The following is a 17,810-nucleotide window of genomic DNA, read 5'->3' on the forward strand; positions in this document are numbered from 1 at the left end:
GACTTTAGTCAGATTTAAAAACCTATGGACTTTGAGTCCATAGTGGTTTAGTTATCATTGAAAAACTACCGTCTTTGACGGTGGTCATGTTTTAAAGGCTATGCCATTTTTTAGTTTTGCCCATCTAAAACTTTTTAAGATGAGTAAATATAGAAAATTAACGCATATGTATTACAAATGTGACTATCACATAGTTTTCACACCCAAGTATCGTTTTCAGATACTTGACGGCATGGTCAAATCATTAGTTGAACATGATTTACAAGTTATTAGTACATGGAAAGATGTCCAAATAATTGAATTGAATGTTCAAAAAGACCATATTCATTTGGAGTGTTCGATTCCTCCAAAGGTTTCCATTTCTGAGTATATGGGAATATTGAAAGGAAAGATGGCAATCAAGCTTTTCAAAACATACCCAAATTTAAAGCAGAAGCCATATTGGGGTAATCATTTTTGGTCAAGAGGTTATTTTGTAAGTACAGTGGGATTAGATGAATCTATGATAAGACGATATGTAAAATATCAAGAACACAATGATTCGAAATGAGTGTTATGACCCTTTGGGTCTAATCTGAAAACCAAAGCCACCGTTTTTAACGGTGGTTCTTTACTGCATATTTTGTAATTTGTTCCTGTTGAATAAAACTCAATAGAATCATATTTCTCAGAAAAATAATCTGAAACGGTCTTAGATCTTTGCTTATTGGCTGAGCATACAAATAGTATTTTATTCTTAGTGTTACTTCCTCAAATTTCGAAGCCGTTCTAAAAGTGTAGGATGCGAATAGTGCATAAATACATAGGCTTTATGTGGAGTTAAATTACTCAAACTGTTTTTAGATAATTTCTTCAACGATGTAATTAATGGCTCAGCTTTATAGGTATTTTTGGCGTAGTCGTCTGCTTGGTATTCAAAAACTCGTGAGACATAATTCATTATTAAACCTGTGATTTCAGAAATAGGCGAATAGAGTAAGCCAAAGGCAATCAGCCCAACATGAAAACTTGGTAGTTCTACTCCAACGGCATTAGATAGTAAAGGGTTAGAAATAAAAATAGATAAAATATAAAGTGTTAATCCGGTGAGTAGAATAGAAGTGACCAAATTAAAAATGATGTGTTTTTTTTTATAATGCCCAACTTCGTGCGCTAAAACGGCTACGATTTCTTCATCATCTAAATCTTTAACTAAGGTGTCGTATAGTGTCACACGTTTTTCGCTTCCAAAACCTGAGAAATAGGCATTAGCTTTTGTGCTACGTTTAGAACCATCGATGATGAAAATTTTATTCAGGCTAAAGCCAACAGATTTAGCATATTCTGAAATTTTATTTCGCAAGTCTCCTTCCTCTAATGGTGTTTGTTTATTAAATAATGGGACTATGAGTTTAGAGTAAAACATATTCATAAATACGGTAAAAACCGTTACAATTCCCCAAGCATAAAGCCAGAATTGATTTCCTGTAATTTGATAAAACCAGATAATTAAGGAGATAATGCCTCCACCTAAAATTGCCATCATCACTAATCCTTTTAGTTTATCTAAAATGAATAGTTTTTTTGTGGTTTTATTAAACCCAAATTTTTCTTCAATCACAAAGGTTTTGTAATATCCAAAAGGTGTGGTGATGATATCGCTCGCAATCATAATAATGCCAAAGAAAATTAAACCTACAATAATCGGTTTGTCAGAATAACTTCTAGCAATGTTATCGACATACTCAAATCCATCTAAAAATAGAAATGCTAAGGTTAAGATTAAAGAGAACAAGGATGCCCATATACTAAACTTATAATTAGCGGCTTTATAGTCTTGCGACTTTTTGTATTCTTCTTTATCGTAAACATCCTTTAATTCTTCTGGAATTGTGTCGTTATAATGTTTAGCATTAATAGCATCTAGAACTTTGTCTTTTAAGAAGTTGATGATAATAATTGCTATGATGATGTAGAAAAGTGTTTCTGCTTTCATAATTATTTAAAATCGCGTTGTCTTTTGGCTTCAAAAATAAGGATTCCTGCAGCTACAGATACATTCATAGAGTCAATAACTCCTTGCATTGGTATATTAATATTCTGTGTAGCAGCATCTCGCCAGTCTTGTGTTAAACCTGTTGCTTCAGTGCCAACCACAATGGCTGTTGGCAACGTGTAATCTTGTGAATGATAAGGTTTAGACTCTTGTAAAATAGCAGAGAAAATATTGAAATTGTATTTTTTTAGAAAAGCAATTACATCTTCTGAACTAGCCAGAGCAATTTCTGTCGTAAACACACAACCAACACTAGAGCGAACAATATTAGGATTGTATAAATCAGATTTCGGATTGGCAATAACCACAGCATCAACATTGGCTGCATCTGCAGTACGTAATAACGCTCCTATATTACCTGGTTTTTCTGGCGCTTCAGCGACTAAGATTAATGGGTTTTTAGATTCAAATTTTAAACCTTCTAATTGATGAGATTTAGATTTTACAACAGCAATAATTCCTTCTGTAGTATCTCTATGTGCCAATTTTTGAAATACCTCTTTTGAAATTTCTATAATCTCAATGCCATTATTTGACATCGCTTTTGCTTCGCTTTCAGAAAACAGATCAGGCAAGAACAATAAGCTTTCTATCTTGTAGCCACTTTTTATAGCTAGTGAAAGCTCACGTTTACCTTCAATTAAAAATTGGCCAGACTTTTTACGTTCTCTGGATTTGTCCTTTAGTTGGACTAATTGTTTTATTAACGGATTTTGTGGACTTGAAATAGTTTTAAACATCAAAGACTTAATTAAAAACTAAAATACATTAAATATTAATGTATTTTTAAGAATTATTGAATCTAAGTAGGAATTACTTATACAAACCTGTTCTATTTACAGTTAATGTAAATTCTAATCATACAAATTCTTCTAAACATGAAAAAACATTTACTAGTTCTTATTTCATGCTTTTTAACACTTGGTTTATGTGCTCAAATCGCTAATACACCAAGTGATTATGTAGTCTGTGATTATGGTTTTAATGATGGACTTGCAGAATTTGATTTATCTTTAAAAGATGCCGAAATACTACAAGGGCAAAACCCAGTAGGTTTCACCGTTGGTTATTATCTTTCTCAACAGGATGCTGATAATACAATTAATCAGCTTTCTAGTCCATTTACAAATTTTACTAATCCTCAAACTATTTTTGCCTCTGTAATGGAGAATAGTACAGGTAATTATGATACTACAAATTTTGATTTGGTTGTAAATCCTGTACCAAGTTTTAATCAACCTACACCATTGTATAGTTGTGATTTTGACGATGATGGTTTCGCTGAGTTTGATTTAACGGAAGCTACACAAGAGATAATTGGAAGCCAAACAGATTTATCAGTGACTTACTATGTAACACAAGCTGAAGCAGAGGAAGGAATAACTTCAATTGCCATGGAAGCTTTTTATGTAAATACAATTCCATACAACCAGTTACTTTATGTTAGAATAGAAAGTCTTCAAGCCAGTTGTTTTAGCATAACTAACTTAGAATTATTGGTCTCTGGTCTAGGACCATTACCTTCCATATCAGATTATGTTATTTGTGATGAAGACCAAGACGGATTTGCTGAATTTACTTTACAGTCAAAGAATGATGAAATACTGGCTAATCTAAATGGTTTTGAAGTTTTGATTAGTTATCACCTATCAGAAACTAATGCATTAAGTTTAACAAATCCATTAGCAGATCTTTTTACCAATACTTCAAATCCGCAAACAGTTTATGTGGCAGTATCAGACTTCAATGGTTGTAGTGTTCAGGTTCAAAGTTTTAATCTTATAGCAGACCAAACTTGCATACCATGTCAAACGATAGTGCCTTCAATAGACAGTACAATTCCAGAAGTAAATATTTCGGGTGTTGTTGTAGCGCAGGTAAACGAGGATGTTAGTTTTACAGGAAGTGCAACCTTTTCTAATGATAGTGCAGACGCAACTTATAACTGGGATTTTGGAAATAATAATACAGCTTCTGGTGAGTCCGTTAGTCATCAATATATGCAATCAGGAAATTATGAAGTCATATTAACTGTTACAGATAATAATCCTGAGGGATGTTCAATAACAACGACTATTGAAGTAGAAATTTTAGGAGAAAATCTTGTTGTTGATCAATCTCAATTTACGGTTGAAGAGCTTGTACAGAATGTACTTATAGGAAATGAATGTAGTCAAATATCAAATATTACTTATTCTACGGGAAGTATAATAAATGGTGCAGATCCTAACGGAATAGGTTATTTTGTATATGAAGGTAATGATTTTCCTTTTTCAGAAGGTTTGTTAATCAGCACAGGAAATGCTAGCGATGCTGAAGGGCCAAATGATACTAATGCGAGTTCAGGTTCAGGGAATTGGCCAGGTGACTCAGATTTAGACGCATTATTAGGCATACAATCTAACAATGCAACATCTATAGAATTCGATTTTGTGCCAGTAGTTAACCAAATTAATTTTGATTTTTTAATGGCTTCAGAAGAGTATGATGGTGGTGGTTTTGAATGTCAGTTTTCAGATGCCTTCGCTTTTTTACTAACAGATGCCGTGGGTAACACTACCAATTTAGCTGTGATTCCAGGTACGGATTTACCAATTACAATAACTAATATTCATAATGCTAATAATTCTTGTGCGGCTGCTAATCCTGAGTTTTTTGGAGGCTATACTGCTCAAAATGGACCACCAATAGCATATAACGGTAGAACGGTAAATTTTACAGCACAAGCCCAAGTAAATATTGGAGAAACCTATCATATAAAATTAGTTATAGCAGATGATGCAGATTCGTCTTTTGATTCTGCAGTATTTTTAAAAGCAGGTAGCTTTGATGTTGGAGGTATATGTGAGGATGTAGGATTAATTAGTATGAGAGCTTTTAACGATACCAATACTAATGGAAATGTCGATAATGAAGAGTCTAACTTCACCAACGGTTCTTTTGCCTATGAGAAAAATAACGACGGTGTAGTTAATGTTGTAAATTCTTCAAACGGTAGCTTTACAATTGTTAGCACTGACGAAAATGATACTTATGATGTAACCTTTACTGTTAATGAAGATTATACAGGTTGTTACACTCAAAATATAACAGCTTTTGATGATGTTAGTGTTGCTTTTGGTGAGTTAACACAAGTCGATTTCCCTGTTGAAGACAATTTAACATGCGAAGATTTAGGGGTTTACCTTATCAACCCTTTTGCATCACCAAGACCAGGTTTCGAACATTCTAACCTGCTGATTATAGAAAATTTAAGTGGCGTAACAATAGCATCTGGTTCAATAGACTTTATGTTAGATGAAAACCTCGTTATCAACAATACAGCGTTGAGTAATGCTAATTTGAGTATTACAATGACAGAGACAGGGTTTACATTAGATTTTACAAATTTAGGTGCTGGCGAAACGGAAAGTGTTGATATTACATTACTTTGTCCTGCAACAGTAGCTTTGGGAGAAATAGTAACTAATACTGCCACTTATGTAACAACTTCTAACGATACGGTTATGGAAAATAATCTATCTACATTATCTGAAATAGTTATAGGGTCTTATGATCCTAATGATAAGATGGAATCTCATGGACCAGAAATTGTTTACGATAATTTTATTACGACTGATGAATATTTATACTACACAATTCGTTTTCAAAATATCGGTACGGCAGAAGCAATTTTTGTTAGGATAGAAGATGAGTTAAATGCGCAATTAGATGCATCCACTTTCCAAATGTTGCGTTCTAGTCATGACTATACAGTTACTAGAACAGGTAGTAGTCTTGAATGGTTTTTTGATGATGTCAATTTACCAGCAGAACAAGATGATGCAGAAGGGAGTATAGGTTTTGTTCATTTTAAGATTAAACTATTGTCAGGCTATTCAGTTGGAAGTGTCATACTGAATTCTGCCTCAATTTATTTCGATTTTAATGCACCAATAATTACAAATACATTCACATCTACTTTTGTTGAAACACTATCTGTTGATACTTATAATAGTAATAGTTTTACAATATTTCCTAATCCTGCAAAAGATGAGGTTACAATACAACTAGAATCAGCTAATTTTGGAAACGTAAAAATTAATATCTACGACATTCAAGGAAAAGCAATTTTGAAAGACATTAACTTTGAAACTAATGCATCAACCATAGATATTTCTAATTTAGAAAGTGGATTGTATTTTGTTCAGCTTAATAATGGCATTCACAAACAGGTTAAAAAACTTGTCATAGAATAAGACTTGGGATTTTAATAAGCTAAAGCTTCAGATAATTTCTGAGGCTTTTTTTGTAATTACTAATGTGTAATTTCGTCAAAGGCAAAAACAAACCATCTTAAAAATGAAAAAGTCAATCTATTTATTATTAGTTGCAATATTATTTGTTGCTTGTAAAAATGAACCAAAACAAGAATCTATAGTTGTAGATGAGGTTAAAACAGAAGACATTACAACAAGCATCTATCCAGAATCTATATCCAAAATATTTGATGCACATGGTGGTATTGACAACTGGAATAAAATGCAAACACTTGCCTTTACCATAGAAAAACCAAATGGTAATGAAGTTACTACAACCAACTTAAAGACTAGAGCAGAGTTAATTGATACTCCAACTTATGCTATGGGTTTTGATGGTAGTGAACTTTGGGTAAATGAAAAAGATGGAAACGAATATAAGGGCAATGCTAAATTCTATAAAGGATTGATGATGTATTTCTATGCGATGCCATTTATTGTTGGTGACGACGGTATCATTTATGAAGATGCAGAACCTTTAGTTTTTGAAGGCAAGACCTATCAAGGAATTTTAATATCTTATGATGCTGGAGTAGGAGCATCACCAGACGATCAGTACATTATCTATTATGATACAGAAACTAGGCAAATGGAATGGTTAGGATATACAGTAACGTTTGGAAAAAATGGAAAGAGTAAAGACTTTCATTTTATTAGATACAATAACTGGCAAACCATCAAGGGTTTGGTTTTACCAAAAAGTATGGATTGGTACACTTACGAAAATAATTTGCCAGTAGATAAGCGAAATACAGTTGAGTTTACTGATGTTCTTCTATCTGAAAGTGCACCAGATGAAAGATGGTTTATAATGCCTGAAGGAGGCAAAGCAATTGAATAAATATGAAGATGTCATTGCGAGCGTATCGAGGCAATCTCATTATAAATCCTAGAGATTCTTCGTTTCACTCTGAATGACAATAAGTAAAAAATGCGAGCCAATTGGCTCGCATTTTTTACTTATTCCTGCTGACTGTACTTTTTAGAGTAACGCTTCCAAAGTTTCGTTTGGTGTGTTTCTAAACTTAGATGTCTACCATCTATAAAAGCATGTGTTACTATATTGGTACGCATATCTAAAGCATCACCTTCGCTAATAAATAGTGTCGCACTTTTGCCAACTTCTAAAGTTCCGTACATATCATCAATTCCCATAATCTTTGCAGCATTCAGAGTTATTAATTGCAAGGCCTGTTCTTTAGTTAAGCCATAAGCGACAGTTGTACCAGCGTAGAACGGAAGATTCCGAGAATTCATTCGCTCCATTTGTCCGCTTGGTTCTAATGAAACCAAAACACCTGCATCAACTAGTCTTTTAGCTTGTTTAAACGTATAATCGTAGTCATCATCTTCTAGCTCTGGTCTTGTGTGAACACGTCTTAGAAAAACAGATACCTCATTTTGTTTTAAGAAGCTAGCAACATTTGCAGCTTGGTAGCCACCAACAATGGTAAGTTTTGAAACGCCTTGTGAATTCGCAAAGTTTACAGCATCAGTAATACCCTTTTCATCATCTACATTAATATATAAATGCTTAGAGCCATCAAATACACCAGCTAAAGCTGCATAAGGCAAGTGATTTTCTCCTTTACTTCCTTTATTGTAACTCTTAGATTCATTAAAATAATCGTTTAATTTTTTCACTTGCTTTGCATAGTCCTTATTTGGTTTAAGACCTGGATCTTCTCCTAGCCACCAACGACCACGACTAAAACTATTTGGCCAATTAATATGAATACCATTATCCATCTTTATGGCTGCATCTTCCCAGTTCCAACCATCGTATTGCACTACAGAAGACGTTCCTGTAATACGACCACCTCTAGGTACTACTTGTCCTAACAAAACTCCGTTAGGTCTCATAGATTCAATAATTTTAGATTCGGCATTATAAGCTATAATACTTCTAATGTGTGGATTAAAAGCTCCCATTTCCACAAGGTCGTTAGATGCTTTTACAGCATCAACTTCTACCAAACCAAGCGTTCCGTTAGATACAATAAATCCAGGATATACATGCTTGCCTTTTGCATCAATAATATCTATTACTTGCCTAGTAATTGGAGTAGAACCCTCTGGCCTAATCGTTGTGATTTTTCCATTACTAACTATAATAATACTGTTTTCAATAATAGTTCCATTACCAATATGAGCTGTAGCACCAACAATAGCAAAATCTTTAGTTTGCTTTGGTGCAGGTGTTTGTTGTGCAAATCCTATAGTGATACACAACATAAACAATACACTATTTATTTTATTTAAGTTTTTCATTTTATAACTATTTTTAGTTGTGTAAATCTATTGTGTCGCAATGCAACAATACTTTTTCTTTTTTCTTTACAGGTTGAGTTTTTAAGCCTTTGTTCTTTTCTTGAAGCATCAAATTAATGAGTTCGCTTTTTTCTTTTTTAATGGCTTCTCGCATTTGTATATCGCGTGCTAAATCGAAATAAGTTACACCTTCAATAATTGTTTTTTCAGCTTTGGCGTAAATAGAAAGCGGATGATCAGACCATAATACAACGTCAGCATCTTTACCAACCTTTAAGCTTCCAACTCTGTCGTCTAGGTGCAATAACTTTGCAGGATTTAAGGTTACAAACTTTAGAGCATCTTCTTCGCTAATTCCTCCATATTTCACAGATTTAGCCGCTTCTTGGTTTAAGCGACGCGACATTTCTGCATCATCACTGTTAATAGCAACTGTAACTCCTGCATTGTGCATAATCGCTGCATTGTAAGGAATGGCATCATTAACTTCATATTTATAAGCCCACCAATCACTAAAGGTAGAGCCACCAACTCCATGTGCTTTCATTTTATCAGCAACTTTATAACCTTCAAGAATATGTGTGAAGGTGTTAATGTTGAAGTCGAATTTCTCAGCGACTTTCATCAACATATTAATTTCACTTTGCACATAAGAGTGACATGAGATAAAACGCTCTTTATTTAAGATTTCAGCAATCACTTCCATTTCAGTATCCTTACGATATGGTTTTCCGCTTTTCTTTAAGTTGTCATAAGCTTTTGCTCTACTAAAATAATCCATAAACACTTGCTCAACTCCCATACGCGATTGTGGGAAACGAGAATTGGTTCTACTACGTGATTGCTTTACGTTTTCACCTAAAGCAAACTTGATAAACTTTGGTGAGTTGTTATACACCAAATCATCAGCTGGCTCTCCCCATTTTAATTTGATAATTGCAGAACGACCACCAATTGGATTTGCAGAACCATGCAGAATTTGAATCGACGTAACTCCACCAGCTAAATTGCGATAGATATCAATATCTTCATCATCTAATACATCTTCAATAGTCACTTCAGCAGAAGAATTATGACCACCTTCATTAATTGAGGCTGCTGCAATATGCGAATGTTCATCAATGATACCAGCTGTAATATGTTTACCAGTAGCATCAATAACTCTAGCATTTTTATTAGATAAGTTTTTTCCAATTTTTGAGATCTTTCCGTCTTTGATTAAGACATCAGTGTTTTCTAAAACACCATCTTTTTCATTGGTCCAAATTGTTGCATTTTTAAATAATAAAGTTTCAGCTTTTGGTTTTTCTGTGAATCCATAAGCCAAATTAGGATAGGTAATAGGACTTATAAAAGGTTCTTTGGCTTTCTCTTTTTCCTTCTTTTTATCAGCATCCTTTTCGGAATCTTTCTTTTTGGTTTTATTAGCATAAAAGGATAATGTATTACCATTAGGTAATGTCACTTTACCATTTAGACTATTACCTTTTGTGGTGTTAGCGACAATTCTTATGTATTCTTTTTTGGTGCTATCTGCTGTTTTAAAAGTGAGGTTCATCCAATCATTAGCATAATTTATTTTTGTACCTAGACTTTTTTCACCACTTTCTAATTTAGCATTAGGTTTACTTGTACTACTAGAGATTGTAAGCTTATAGTCGTTTCCGGCTAATTTAAAATTGTAATTACCATCAATGTCTTTAATATTCATGTTCTCTAAAACATGAGGAGTCCCTTGTACCCAATTTTCATAGAGTTTAGTTTTCTTTTCAAATATATCACCAGAAGTGATTAAAAAATTAGCATAGCTTCCTGTTTTTAATGTTCCTAAGACGTCTGATTTTCCTAATAAACTAGCAGGAATTGTCGTTAATGCTTCTAAAGCTTTTTGTTTTGAAAGTCCACTTTCAATAGCTTTCATTAAGTTAGATGAAAATGTCTTCTTGGATTTTAAGCCATAAGTGGTTAATGCGAAATTAATACCATTTTCAGCCAACAATCTCGGATTATGAGGTTCTTGATTCCAAGAACGCATATCACTTAATGATAATGTGCCAGCTAAAAAAGGATTATCAACATTATAAGCCAACTTAAAGTCGATAGGAAGTATTACTGTTGCATTTGTACCTTTCACTTCATTAATACGCTCATACTCATCTCCACCACCAACGATAACATATTGAATATTAAAAGCATCACCAACTTTATCTGCTCTCAATAGATTTGCTCTACTACCAGCTTCAAAAACTTGGAGTAAATTTTTATTACCATTTAGGGCTTCTAGTGATAAATCTTTGGTGTCTATATTTCCATCTGCATACCATTCTGCATCATTGTACATCTGACGTAATAAGGCCATGCTCCCCATAATCGAAGAAGGGTAAGATTGACGCGAGGTTACACTTTTACTAAATGATAAATGTTGGGTTGTTTCTCCATCAACAACACGCATAGAATTATCTGCATCATTATTGAGTGCAATTAAGGCTCCTGTTCCTCTAACTATACCATCTGGCATATGTGTGTTTACCACACCGAATCCTAGTTTATGCATTTCTGAAGCTGACTTTGAGTCATATTTAAAACTTGCCATTACATCTTGTTCTGGCATAATGAGGTCATTCCAATAAAAGCCACTTCTACTAGCTCCGTATTGTGGGCCGTTTCCGCCACGTTTCGGTTTTGTAACACCAAAAGTGGTGTATATATCAATAAAAGAGGGGTAAATGGTTTTACCAGAAAGATCTATAATTGTTGTGTTCTTCGGGATATTGACTGATTCTCCAACACTAACAACTTTACCTTCTTTTATAATAAGTGTTCCGTTTTCTATTACTTCGGTTGGTGAAACATGGATCGTAGCATTTGTAAATGCTGTGTAATTAGAGTTATTTGCTATGACGCCAGAATTACTTGGAAAATAGTCTTGAGCAAATAACGAAAAACTGCACATAAATATGAGCAGCCGTAAATGTACTTTAATCATAAAATTGGTTGGTTTAATTAGATTTCTAAATATAACGATTCTGGCTAAAAAGTAAATTGAATCTGAATATTTTAACGTTTATAATTCTTTGTTATCATAGTAATTAACCAATAACGCAACTACATAACTGTAACTTTTCATACCTGCTGATTGATTGTTTACTTTTAAGAAACTATCAAAGGTCTTTTCGAAGATAGGTTCTATAGGGTTTTCGTATGTCATCCAAAAAGCTTTAACCTCTAGGTAATTTTCAATTATTCCTTTGTTTATTGTTGGTAGAATGGTTTTATAAATTTCTGGATCTCTTTTAAACAATTCAGCTAAACAATAACGAAGCGCAAACGTATATCCTGAATATCTAAAATAAATATCTTCATTGAGAATGGCAGCTAAACTGCCTATAAAATTGGCTTCATTTTCTGCTGCGTAACCTAATTGATGTGCTACTTCGTGACAAGACGTTGTTGGGAATTTATAGGTGGGAATTAATCCATCTACCTGAGCTTCATTTGTAAACGGATTTAAATATCCAGAAAAACCCATATAAGTTAAGGGTGTACTATAAATAGATTTTTTTATACTTTTTGTTTGATAATTAAGATGCGGATAAATTCTTGAAAGCTTTTCATAACCGTTTTGAACTTTATTAAAAACTTCAGACTTAGAAAAAGGGAATTCAATTTTTATAGAATCCACAGAAGATAATTCATTATGAATAGAATTCGATTTGACTATTAATTTTTTAGTAAAAGAGACTAGTTGTTCCGTCGTATAATCCGAGTCAAGGTTTAAAGATTTATAAAGCGGTTGTCTGTAATAATTAAAAGCCCATAGTATATGAAATGCAAAATAAGCAATCGATAAAGTTGCACCAATGTCTAATAACCAATTTAGAGTATCTTTAATGATACGTTTTCGATTTAGATAAAGCCAACGCAGTATATAAATACTTGCCAATGTATAGAAAACATCACCCACTGAAAATGGCACCCAACCAAAAACGAAACGCATTAATTTTGAAATACCAATATATAGGCCGTTACTGTAAAACCGTTCTACAAATTCAGGATATTTTTTTAGGATTAAAATCATTAGAATCTGAATTCCAAGAAAAATAACTAATCCTAATTTTTTGTTTTTACGCATGTTTCAAAAATAGGTAAAAGTTGTTATTCGTTACCCGAAACGGAATTCATTTAGGATAATTTTAAAATAGATTCTGAAACAAGTTCATAATGTCAACAGAGAAAGAAACGTATTTTGTAAATTTGCAGATATAAAATCAACATATATGAGTTCAGAAATAAGAGCATTAGAACCAAAACAACTTTGGGATAAATTCGCAGATTTAAATGCAGTACCACGACCTTCTAAAAAAGAAGAACGCGTGATACAATTTATGAAAAATTTTGGTAAAAGTTTAGGATTAGAAACTATAGAAGATGAGGTTGGTAATGTGATTATTAGAAAATCTGCAACAAAAGGCATGGAAAATAGAAAGCCAATTGTAATGCAATCGCATTTAGATATGGTCCATCAAAAGAATAATGATACTGTTTTCGATTTTGATACTCAAGGTATTGAAATGGTTATAGAAGGGGATTGGGTAAAAGCAAAAGGAACAACATTAGGTGCAGACAATGGCTTAGGTGTAGCAACAATTATGGCTGTTTTAGAAAGTGATACAATTGCGCATCCTGCTCTTGAAGCTTTGTTTACCATTGATGAAGAAACAGGTATGACAGGTGCTATGGGTTTAAAAGGAGGATTACTAAAAGGTGATATTCTATTAAACTTAGATACTGAAGAAGATGATGAAATTGGAGTGGGTTGCGCTGGTGGAGTAGATGTTACTGCAAAACGTGAATATAAAGAAGAGGAAACACCAGAATTTAAGATTGGGTATAAAATTGTTGTTAAAGGTTTGCAAGGCGGTCACTCTGGAATGCAAATTCATGAAGGTTTAGGTAATGCTAATAAAATTATGAACCGTCTCTTATTTGATGGTTTTGAGAATTTTGGATTACGTATATCTGAGATTGATGGTGGAAGTTTACGCAATGCAATTCCTAGAGAAAGCAATGCTACTATTTGTATAGATGCAGTCCATGAAGAAGTTTTTGAATTTGAACTAAAGCAATTTTCTGAGACAATTAAGACGGAATTTAAAACCATGGAGCCAGATTTAGAAATCGAAATTTCTAAAACTGAAACTCCAGAAAAGATTATGGATCTAGGAGTACAAGAAGGTATTACAAGAGCTTTATATGCAGCTTGTAATGGTGTATATCGTATGAGCCCAGATATTAAAGATTTAGTAGAGACTTCTAATAATATCGCTAGAGTTATCGTTAAAGATGGAGCTATTAAAATAGGCTGTTTAACGCGTAGCTCTGTAGAAAGTTCTAAGCTAGATTTAGCAAATACATTGCGATCTACTTTTGAGTTAACAGGTTGCGAAGTAGAATTTTCGGGTGACTATCCTGGTTGGGCACCAAACATGGATTCTGCTATTTTAAAAGTGATGGTGCCAATTTATGAGCGTTTAAATAATGGAGAAAAGCCACATGTTGCTGCTTGCCATGCTGGATTAGAATGTGGAATTTTGGGAACAAACTATCCAGAGATGGATATGATAAGTTTTGGGCCTAATATTAAAGGAGCACATTCACCAGATGAGCGTGCTCAGATTTCTTCTGCTCAAAAATATTGGAAGTTTGTACTAGAGATATTAGAGAATATTCCAAAAGCTTAATTAAAATTAAGACACAAAAAAGCAGCTGAAAAGCTGCTTTTTTATAATCTATAGTTTGTAAATTATTCTGCAATACTTGTAACTTGTATATCGAAAATAAGATTAGCATTACTTGGAATAAGTGGTTGTCTTCCATTTACGCCATATCCTAAATAATGAGGTATAAAGACCCTGGCTTTATCACCAACTTTCATGTTTAGCATAGCTTCTCTAAAACCAGCAACTAAAGTAGCTTTTTGGTTGTATGGCATTGCAAATGGTGCATATCGTCCAGCTTTATCCTGACCTTCATCGTATTTACCATTTTTTTCAGCGACGTCTTTCCAGGTAGTCCAGAATAATTCTCCATTTTCTAAATAACCTGCACAATCTATATTTACACGTTGTGCGGCAGTTGGTTTAACACCATCACTTTCATGTGTAAAAATCATTGCCATACCTGTTGGTGACTCAATACGACGGCCAGTTAAAGTTTCATTCTTCTTTAAGAAATCTATTTGAGCTTGCTTTGCCAATTCTTCAGATTTCTTACGAGCTTCTTCTTTTACCTTCGCTTGCTTCTCTTTAATTTTAGGCATTTCCTCTTCAAATACTTTTGGTGCATTAAAACCTTTTGCAGCAGATCCTTTTCTAATGATATTCAGCTTTGTAATTATAACATCTTCAACTGGTTTATGATTTCTTGTTTTTGGGTCTATAACTTTTACATTAGAAATAGAATCCTGAATTTCTAAACCTTTAACTATTTCTCCGAAAACCGCATGCTTGTTATCTAAACTTGGCCAAGGTACTTCCATAATAAAAAACTGACTGCCATTAGCATCGCGTCCTGGATTAGCCATTGATAGAATCCCTGGTTTATCATGCTTTAATTCTGGGTGAAATTCATCTGGGAATTTGTATCCTGGATCTCCACTGCCACTAGCAGTAGGATCTCCACCTTGAATCATAAATTTATCTATTACACGATGAAACGTTATATTATCATAATAGGGTTTGCCTTTATACTCATCTTTTACCAAAGGATGATTTCCTTCAGCTAGTGCTACAAAATTGGCAACTGTTACTGGTACTTTATCATAATACAATTCTGCTACCATTGTACCTTTATTGGTAACAAATTCGGCATAAAGTCCATTTTCTAAATCTGGATAACGTTCTTGGCAAGAAATATTTGCCAATACTAATAGTACAACAAATGCTGTAAGTGCTTTTTTAATCATTTTTTTGAGTTATTGTGTTTAAGGTTACTTCGCAAATTAAAGGAATATTAGTTCCTATTTTATTATCATCTCCATAATACCCAAATGCTTTTTGAGATGGAAATATAAAGGTTGCTGTTTCTGTAGGCTTCAAGAGTTTTAAGCCTTCACGTAAGCCAGTAAATAGCTCTTCTTTATCTATTATGTAAGATCTTTTTACTTTTGTATAAATCTCTTTACCTTCTATATTTGAGATATTATAATCGAAATTAACAATGTCTCCAAATTGTGGTTTAATTGTATCATTCTCTACTTTAGTGTTGTAGTAATACCAAAATCCACTCTCTGAAGCGATATAAGCTTTGTCAGGATTGCTTGTTATAATGTTTTTAATCTGTTTTTGCTCTAATTCATTGAGTTTTTTATTGCGTTCTGCAGATTCTTTTAAGAATGATCCAGTTTGTACAGATTCTGGTATTCTGGCTTCAGGTGATTTACAACTGAAAAACAGAATTGATAAAGAGAAAATTATGAGTAGGTACTTCATTTTTAATATTTTAATGTCCATTATGGGCTTTGGACAACTCTTGCTTATACTGTGGTAATATACTAATAAAATTATCAATGGTAGATGTCATATCAGTTTCGCTACGTCCACCAGCAGCATTGGTATGACCACCTCCATGAAAGTGCGCTCTCGAAAATTCGTTGACTGAAAACTCACCTTTACTTCGGAATGAAATTTTTATAATATTGTCTTGATGACTTTCAATAAAGATAACTGCGAAAAGAATACCTTTTAAAGATAAGGCATAGTTAACAAAACCTTCTGTGTCACCTTTTTTAAAGTTAAATTCGTCTAACTCTGTTTGAGATAAAGTGATATAAGCAGTTCTCAATTCTGGTATTATTTTTAAGTTTTGCAATGCTCTACCTAAAAGCTGTAAACGACTATAACTATTTGTATCGTATATATTATTATGAATTTGAGTATTATCTGCACCTTTATTAATTAAGTTTCCTATAACTTGGTGTGTTCTGCTTGTTGTAGAACGGAATCTAAAAGAACCTGTATCTGTCATAATGCCAACATACAGACAGGTTGCTATTGTAGCGTCTATTCTATCAGTATCGTTAAGCATCTCAATGAAATTGTAAACCATCTCGCAAGTAGAAGACATACTTACATCAGAATACGTGTATTTTGCATAGTCATCTGGTTGCTGATGGTGATCTATCATTAGTTTGGGAGCATTAGAGGCTTCTAGTACTTCTGCCATTTGTTCGCCTACACGATGAAAAGCATTAAAATCTAAAGTGAAGATTAAATCTGCTTTGTTAATTAAATCTTTGCAATCTTCTTGTTGGCTTTCAAATTTTAAAACTGTATCATCTCCTGGTAACCATTTAAGAAAGGCAGGATAATCATTAGGTGCAATAACAACTAGATTATGATGATACGTTTTTAAATAATGATATAACCCTAAAGTAGAGCCCATTGCATCGCCATCTGGATTTCTATGAGGAACTATAACAATGTTCTTAGGTGTACTTAATAGTGATTTTATTTCTGAAATTTTTGCTTTAATCATAGTTGGCGAAGATACAAATTTTTAATATTTGAAGGACTTGATTAATTAAAGAAATACATTACTTTTGCACCTCATTAAAAAAAAATACATGGCAACTAACAGAACATTTACAATGTTAAAGCCAGATGCTGTTGAAAAAGAACACATTGGCGCAATATTAGAAAAAATTTCAGCTTCAGGGTTTAGAATCGTAGCAATGAAGTTAACTCACATGACTACAACAGATGCTAAAGCATTTTACGCAGTACACAGTGAGCGTCCATTTTATGGGGAATTGGTAGATTATATGACTCGTGGACCTATCGTAGCGGCAATCTTAGAAAAAGATAACGCTGTAGAAGATTTTAGAACTTTAATTGGTGCTACTAATCCTGCTGATGCAGCAGAAGGTACAATCCGAAAATTATATGCAGCTTCTATTGGCGAAAACGCTGTTCACGGAAGTGATAGTGATGAGAATGCAACTATTGAAGGTGCTTTCCATTTTTCGGGTAGAGAGATGTTTTAATCTACCTTATTAAATACTATTGAAAGAGGCTGTCTGTAAAGGCAGTCTCTTTTGTTAATATAGTATCTTGGCTTTTAGCAATTCTTTAAATCCTGTACTAAGTTGGGATAAAATTTTTAATTTGAAAGGTTCACAGTAAAGTCTGGTTACTTAGTTATTTTTA

13 protein-coding genes are annotated in these 17,810 nt (G+C 33.3%); 5 read left to right on the forward strand and 8 right to left on the reverse strand.

Annotated elements, in window-relative coordinates; all coding sequences use genetic code 11:
* Window positions 1–139: 139 nt before the first annotated feature.
* Window positions 140–550, forward strand: a complete 411-nt coding sequence (gene tnpA, locus AAC053_RS10405; RefSeq protein WP_339756030.1) for an IS200/IS605 family transposase — start codon at window positions 140–142, stop codon at window positions 548–550.
* Window positions 551–742: 192 nt separating this feature from the next.
* Here tnpA and AAC053_RS10410 read toward each other — a convergent pair whose 3' ends face one another.
* Window positions 743–1,975 (reverse strand): M48 family metallopeptidase, encoded by a 1,233-nt coding sequence (locus AAC053_RS10410; RefSeq protein ID WP_339756034.1) that lies wholly within the window; start codon window positions 1,973–1,975, stop codon window positions 743–745.
* 2 nt (window positions 1,976–1,977) lie between these two features.
* A complete protein-coding gene (locus tag AAC053_RS10415) occupies window positions 1,978–2,775 on the reverse strand; it encodes an RNA methyltransferase (RefSeq protein ID WP_339756036.1) in 798 nt (265 codons plus the stop codon).
* A 138-nt stretch (window positions 2,776–2,913) separates the two neighbouring features.
* On the opposite strand from AAC053_RS10415, the gene AAC053_RS10420 reads away from it, so the two are divergent.
* Both AAC053_RS10420 and AAC053_RS10425 read left to right on the forward strand, forming a co-directional pair.
* Entirely contained in the window at window positions 2,914–6,273 is a 3,360-nt protein-coding gene (locus tag AAC053_RS10420; protein ID WP_339756039.1) for a choice-of-anchor L domain-containing protein, read from the forward strand.
* 103 nt (window positions 6,274–6,376) lie between these two features.
* Window positions 6,377–7,174: a DUF6503 family protein gene (locus AAC053_RS10425; RefSeq protein WP_339756042.1), complete on the forward strand. Its 798-nt coding sequence runs from the start codon at window positions 6,377–6,379 to the stop codon at window positions 7,172–7,174.
* 119 nt (window positions 7,175–7,293) lie between these two features.
* Here the strand turns inward: AAC053_RS10425 and AAC053_RS10430 are convergent, their stop codons facing one another.
* The 3 genes from AAC053_RS10430 to AAC053_RS10440 form a co-directional block, all read right to left on the reverse strand.
* A complete protein-coding gene (locus tag AAC053_RS10430; protein WP_339756045.1) occupies window positions 7,294–8,604 on the reverse strand; it encodes an amidohydrolase family protein in 1,311 nt (436 codons plus the stop codon).
* 13 nt (window positions 8,605–8,617) lie between these two features.
* On the reverse strand, window positions 8,618–11,590 hold the full coding sequence (locus tag AAC053_RS10435; RefSeq protein ID WP_339756048.1) for an amidohydrolase family protein: 2,973 nt from the start codon (window positions 11,588–11,590) through the stop codon (window positions 8,618–8,620).
* A gap of 78 nt (window positions 11,591–11,668) precedes the next feature.
* Window positions 11,669–12,736, reverse strand: coding sequence for a DUF3810 domain-containing protein (locus AAC053_RS10440; protein WP_339756051.1), 1,068 nt, complete (start codon window positions 12,734–12,736; stop codon window positions 11,669–11,671).
* A 145-nt stretch (window positions 12,737–12,881) separates the two neighbouring features.
* Here AAC053_RS10440 and AAC053_RS10445 point away from each other — a divergent pair, with 145 nt between their 5' ends.
* Window positions 12,882–14,345 (forward strand): aminoacyl-histidine dipeptidase, encoded by a 1,464-nt coding sequence (locus AAC053_RS10445; RefSeq protein WP_339756054.1) that lies wholly within the window; start codon window positions 12,882–12,884, stop codon window positions 14,343–14,345.
* Window positions 14,346–14,407: 62 nt separating this feature from the next.
* On the opposite strand, the gene AAC053_RS10450 is transcribed toward AAC053_RS10445, so the two are convergent.
* The 3 genes from AAC053_RS10450 to AAC053_RS10460 are packed head-to-tail and all read right to left on the reverse strand — an operon-like array spanning window position 14,408 to window position 17,139.
* Entirely contained in the window at window positions 14,408–15,568 is a 1,161-nt protein-coding gene (locus AAC053_RS10450; protein ID WP_339756057.1) for a peptidylprolyl isomerase, read from the reverse strand.
* Entirely contained in the window at window positions 15,561–16,094 is a 534-nt protein-coding gene (gene gldI, locus AAC053_RS10455; protein ID WP_339756060.1) for a gliding motility-associated peptidyl-prolyl isomerase GldI, read from the reverse strand. The genes AAC053_RS10450 and gldI overlap by 8 nt, the downstream gene beginning before the upstream one ends.
* 10 nt (window positions 16,095–16,104) lie before the next feature.
* Window positions 16,105–17,139 (reverse strand): bifunctional oligoribonuclease/PAP phosphatase NrnA, encoded by a 1,035-nt coding sequence (locus AAC053_RS10460; RefSeq protein WP_339756063.1) that lies wholly within the window; start codon window positions 17,137–17,139, stop codon window positions 16,105–16,107.
* Between the two features lie 88 nt (window positions 17,140–17,227).
* Here AAC053_RS10460 and AAC053_RS10465 point away from each other — a divergent pair, with 88 nt between their 5' ends.
* Window positions 17,228–17,647: a nucleoside-diphosphate kinase gene (locus AAC053_RS10465; RefSeq protein WP_339756066.1), complete on the forward strand. Its 420-nt coding sequence runs from the start codon at window positions 17,228–17,230 to the stop codon at window positions 17,645–17,647.
* Window positions 17,648–17,810: the final 163 nt, after the last annotated feature.

The sequence above is a fragment of the uncultured Winogradskyella sp. genome (assembly GCF_963975125.1).
In the GTDB taxonomy this organism is placed as follows: domain Bacteria; phylum Bacteroidota; class Bacteroidia; order Flavobacteriales; family Flavobacteriaceae; genus Winogradskyella.

Bases quoted from the DNA above. Each gene is read 5' to 3' on its own strand.
- AAC053_RS10410 (WP_339756034.1), bottom strand. From the start codon at position 1,975: ATGAAAGCAGAAACACTTTTCTACATCATCATAGCAATTATTATCATC.
- AAC053_RS10435 (WP_339756048.1), bottom strand. From the start codon at position 11,590: ATGATTAAAGTACATTTACGGCTGCTCATATTTATGTGCAGTTTTTCG.
- AAC053_RS10460 (WP_339756063.1), bottom strand. From the start codon at position 17,139: ATGATTAAAGCAAAAATTTCAGAAATAAAATCACTATTAAGTACACCT.
- AAC053_RS10425 (WP_339756042.1), top strand. From the start codon at position 6,377: ATGAAAAAGTCAATCTATTTATTATTAGTTGCAATATTATTTGTTGCT.
- AAC053_RS10415 (WP_339756036.1), bottom strand. From the start codon at position 2,775: ATGTTTAAAACTATTTCAAGTCCACAAAATCCGTTAATAAAACAATTA.
- AAC053_RS10440 (WP_339756051.1), bottom strand. From the start codon at position 12,736: ATGCGTAAAAACAAAAAATTAGGATTAGTTATTTTTCTTGGAATTCAG.
- AAC053_RS10420 (WP_339756039.1), top strand. From the start codon at position 2,914: ATGAAAAAACATTTACTAGTTCTTATTTCATGCTTTTTAACACTTGGT.
- AAC053_RS10430 (WP_339756045.1), bottom strand. From the start codon at position 8,604: ATGAAAAACTTAAATAAAATAAATAGTGTATTGTTTATGTTGTGTATC.
- tnpA (WP_339756030.1), top strand. From the start codon at position 140: ATGAGTAAATATAGAAAATTAACGCATATGTATTACAAATGTGACTAT.
- gldI (WP_339756060.1), bottom strand. From the start codon at position 16,094: ATGAAGTACCTACTCATAATTTTCTCTTTATCAATTCTGTTTTTCAGT.
- AAC053_RS10450 (WP_339756057.1), bottom strand. From the start codon at position 15,568: ATGATTAAAAAAGCACTTACAGCATTTGTTGTACTATTAGTATTGGCA.
- AAC053_RS10465 (WP_339756066.1), top strand. From the start codon at position 17,228: ATGGCAACTAACAGAACATTTACAATGTTAAAGCCAGATGCTGTTGAA.
- AAC053_RS10445 (WP_339756054.1), top strand. From the start codon at position 12,882: ATGAGTTCAGAAATAAGAGCATTAGAACCAAAACAACTTTGGGATAAA.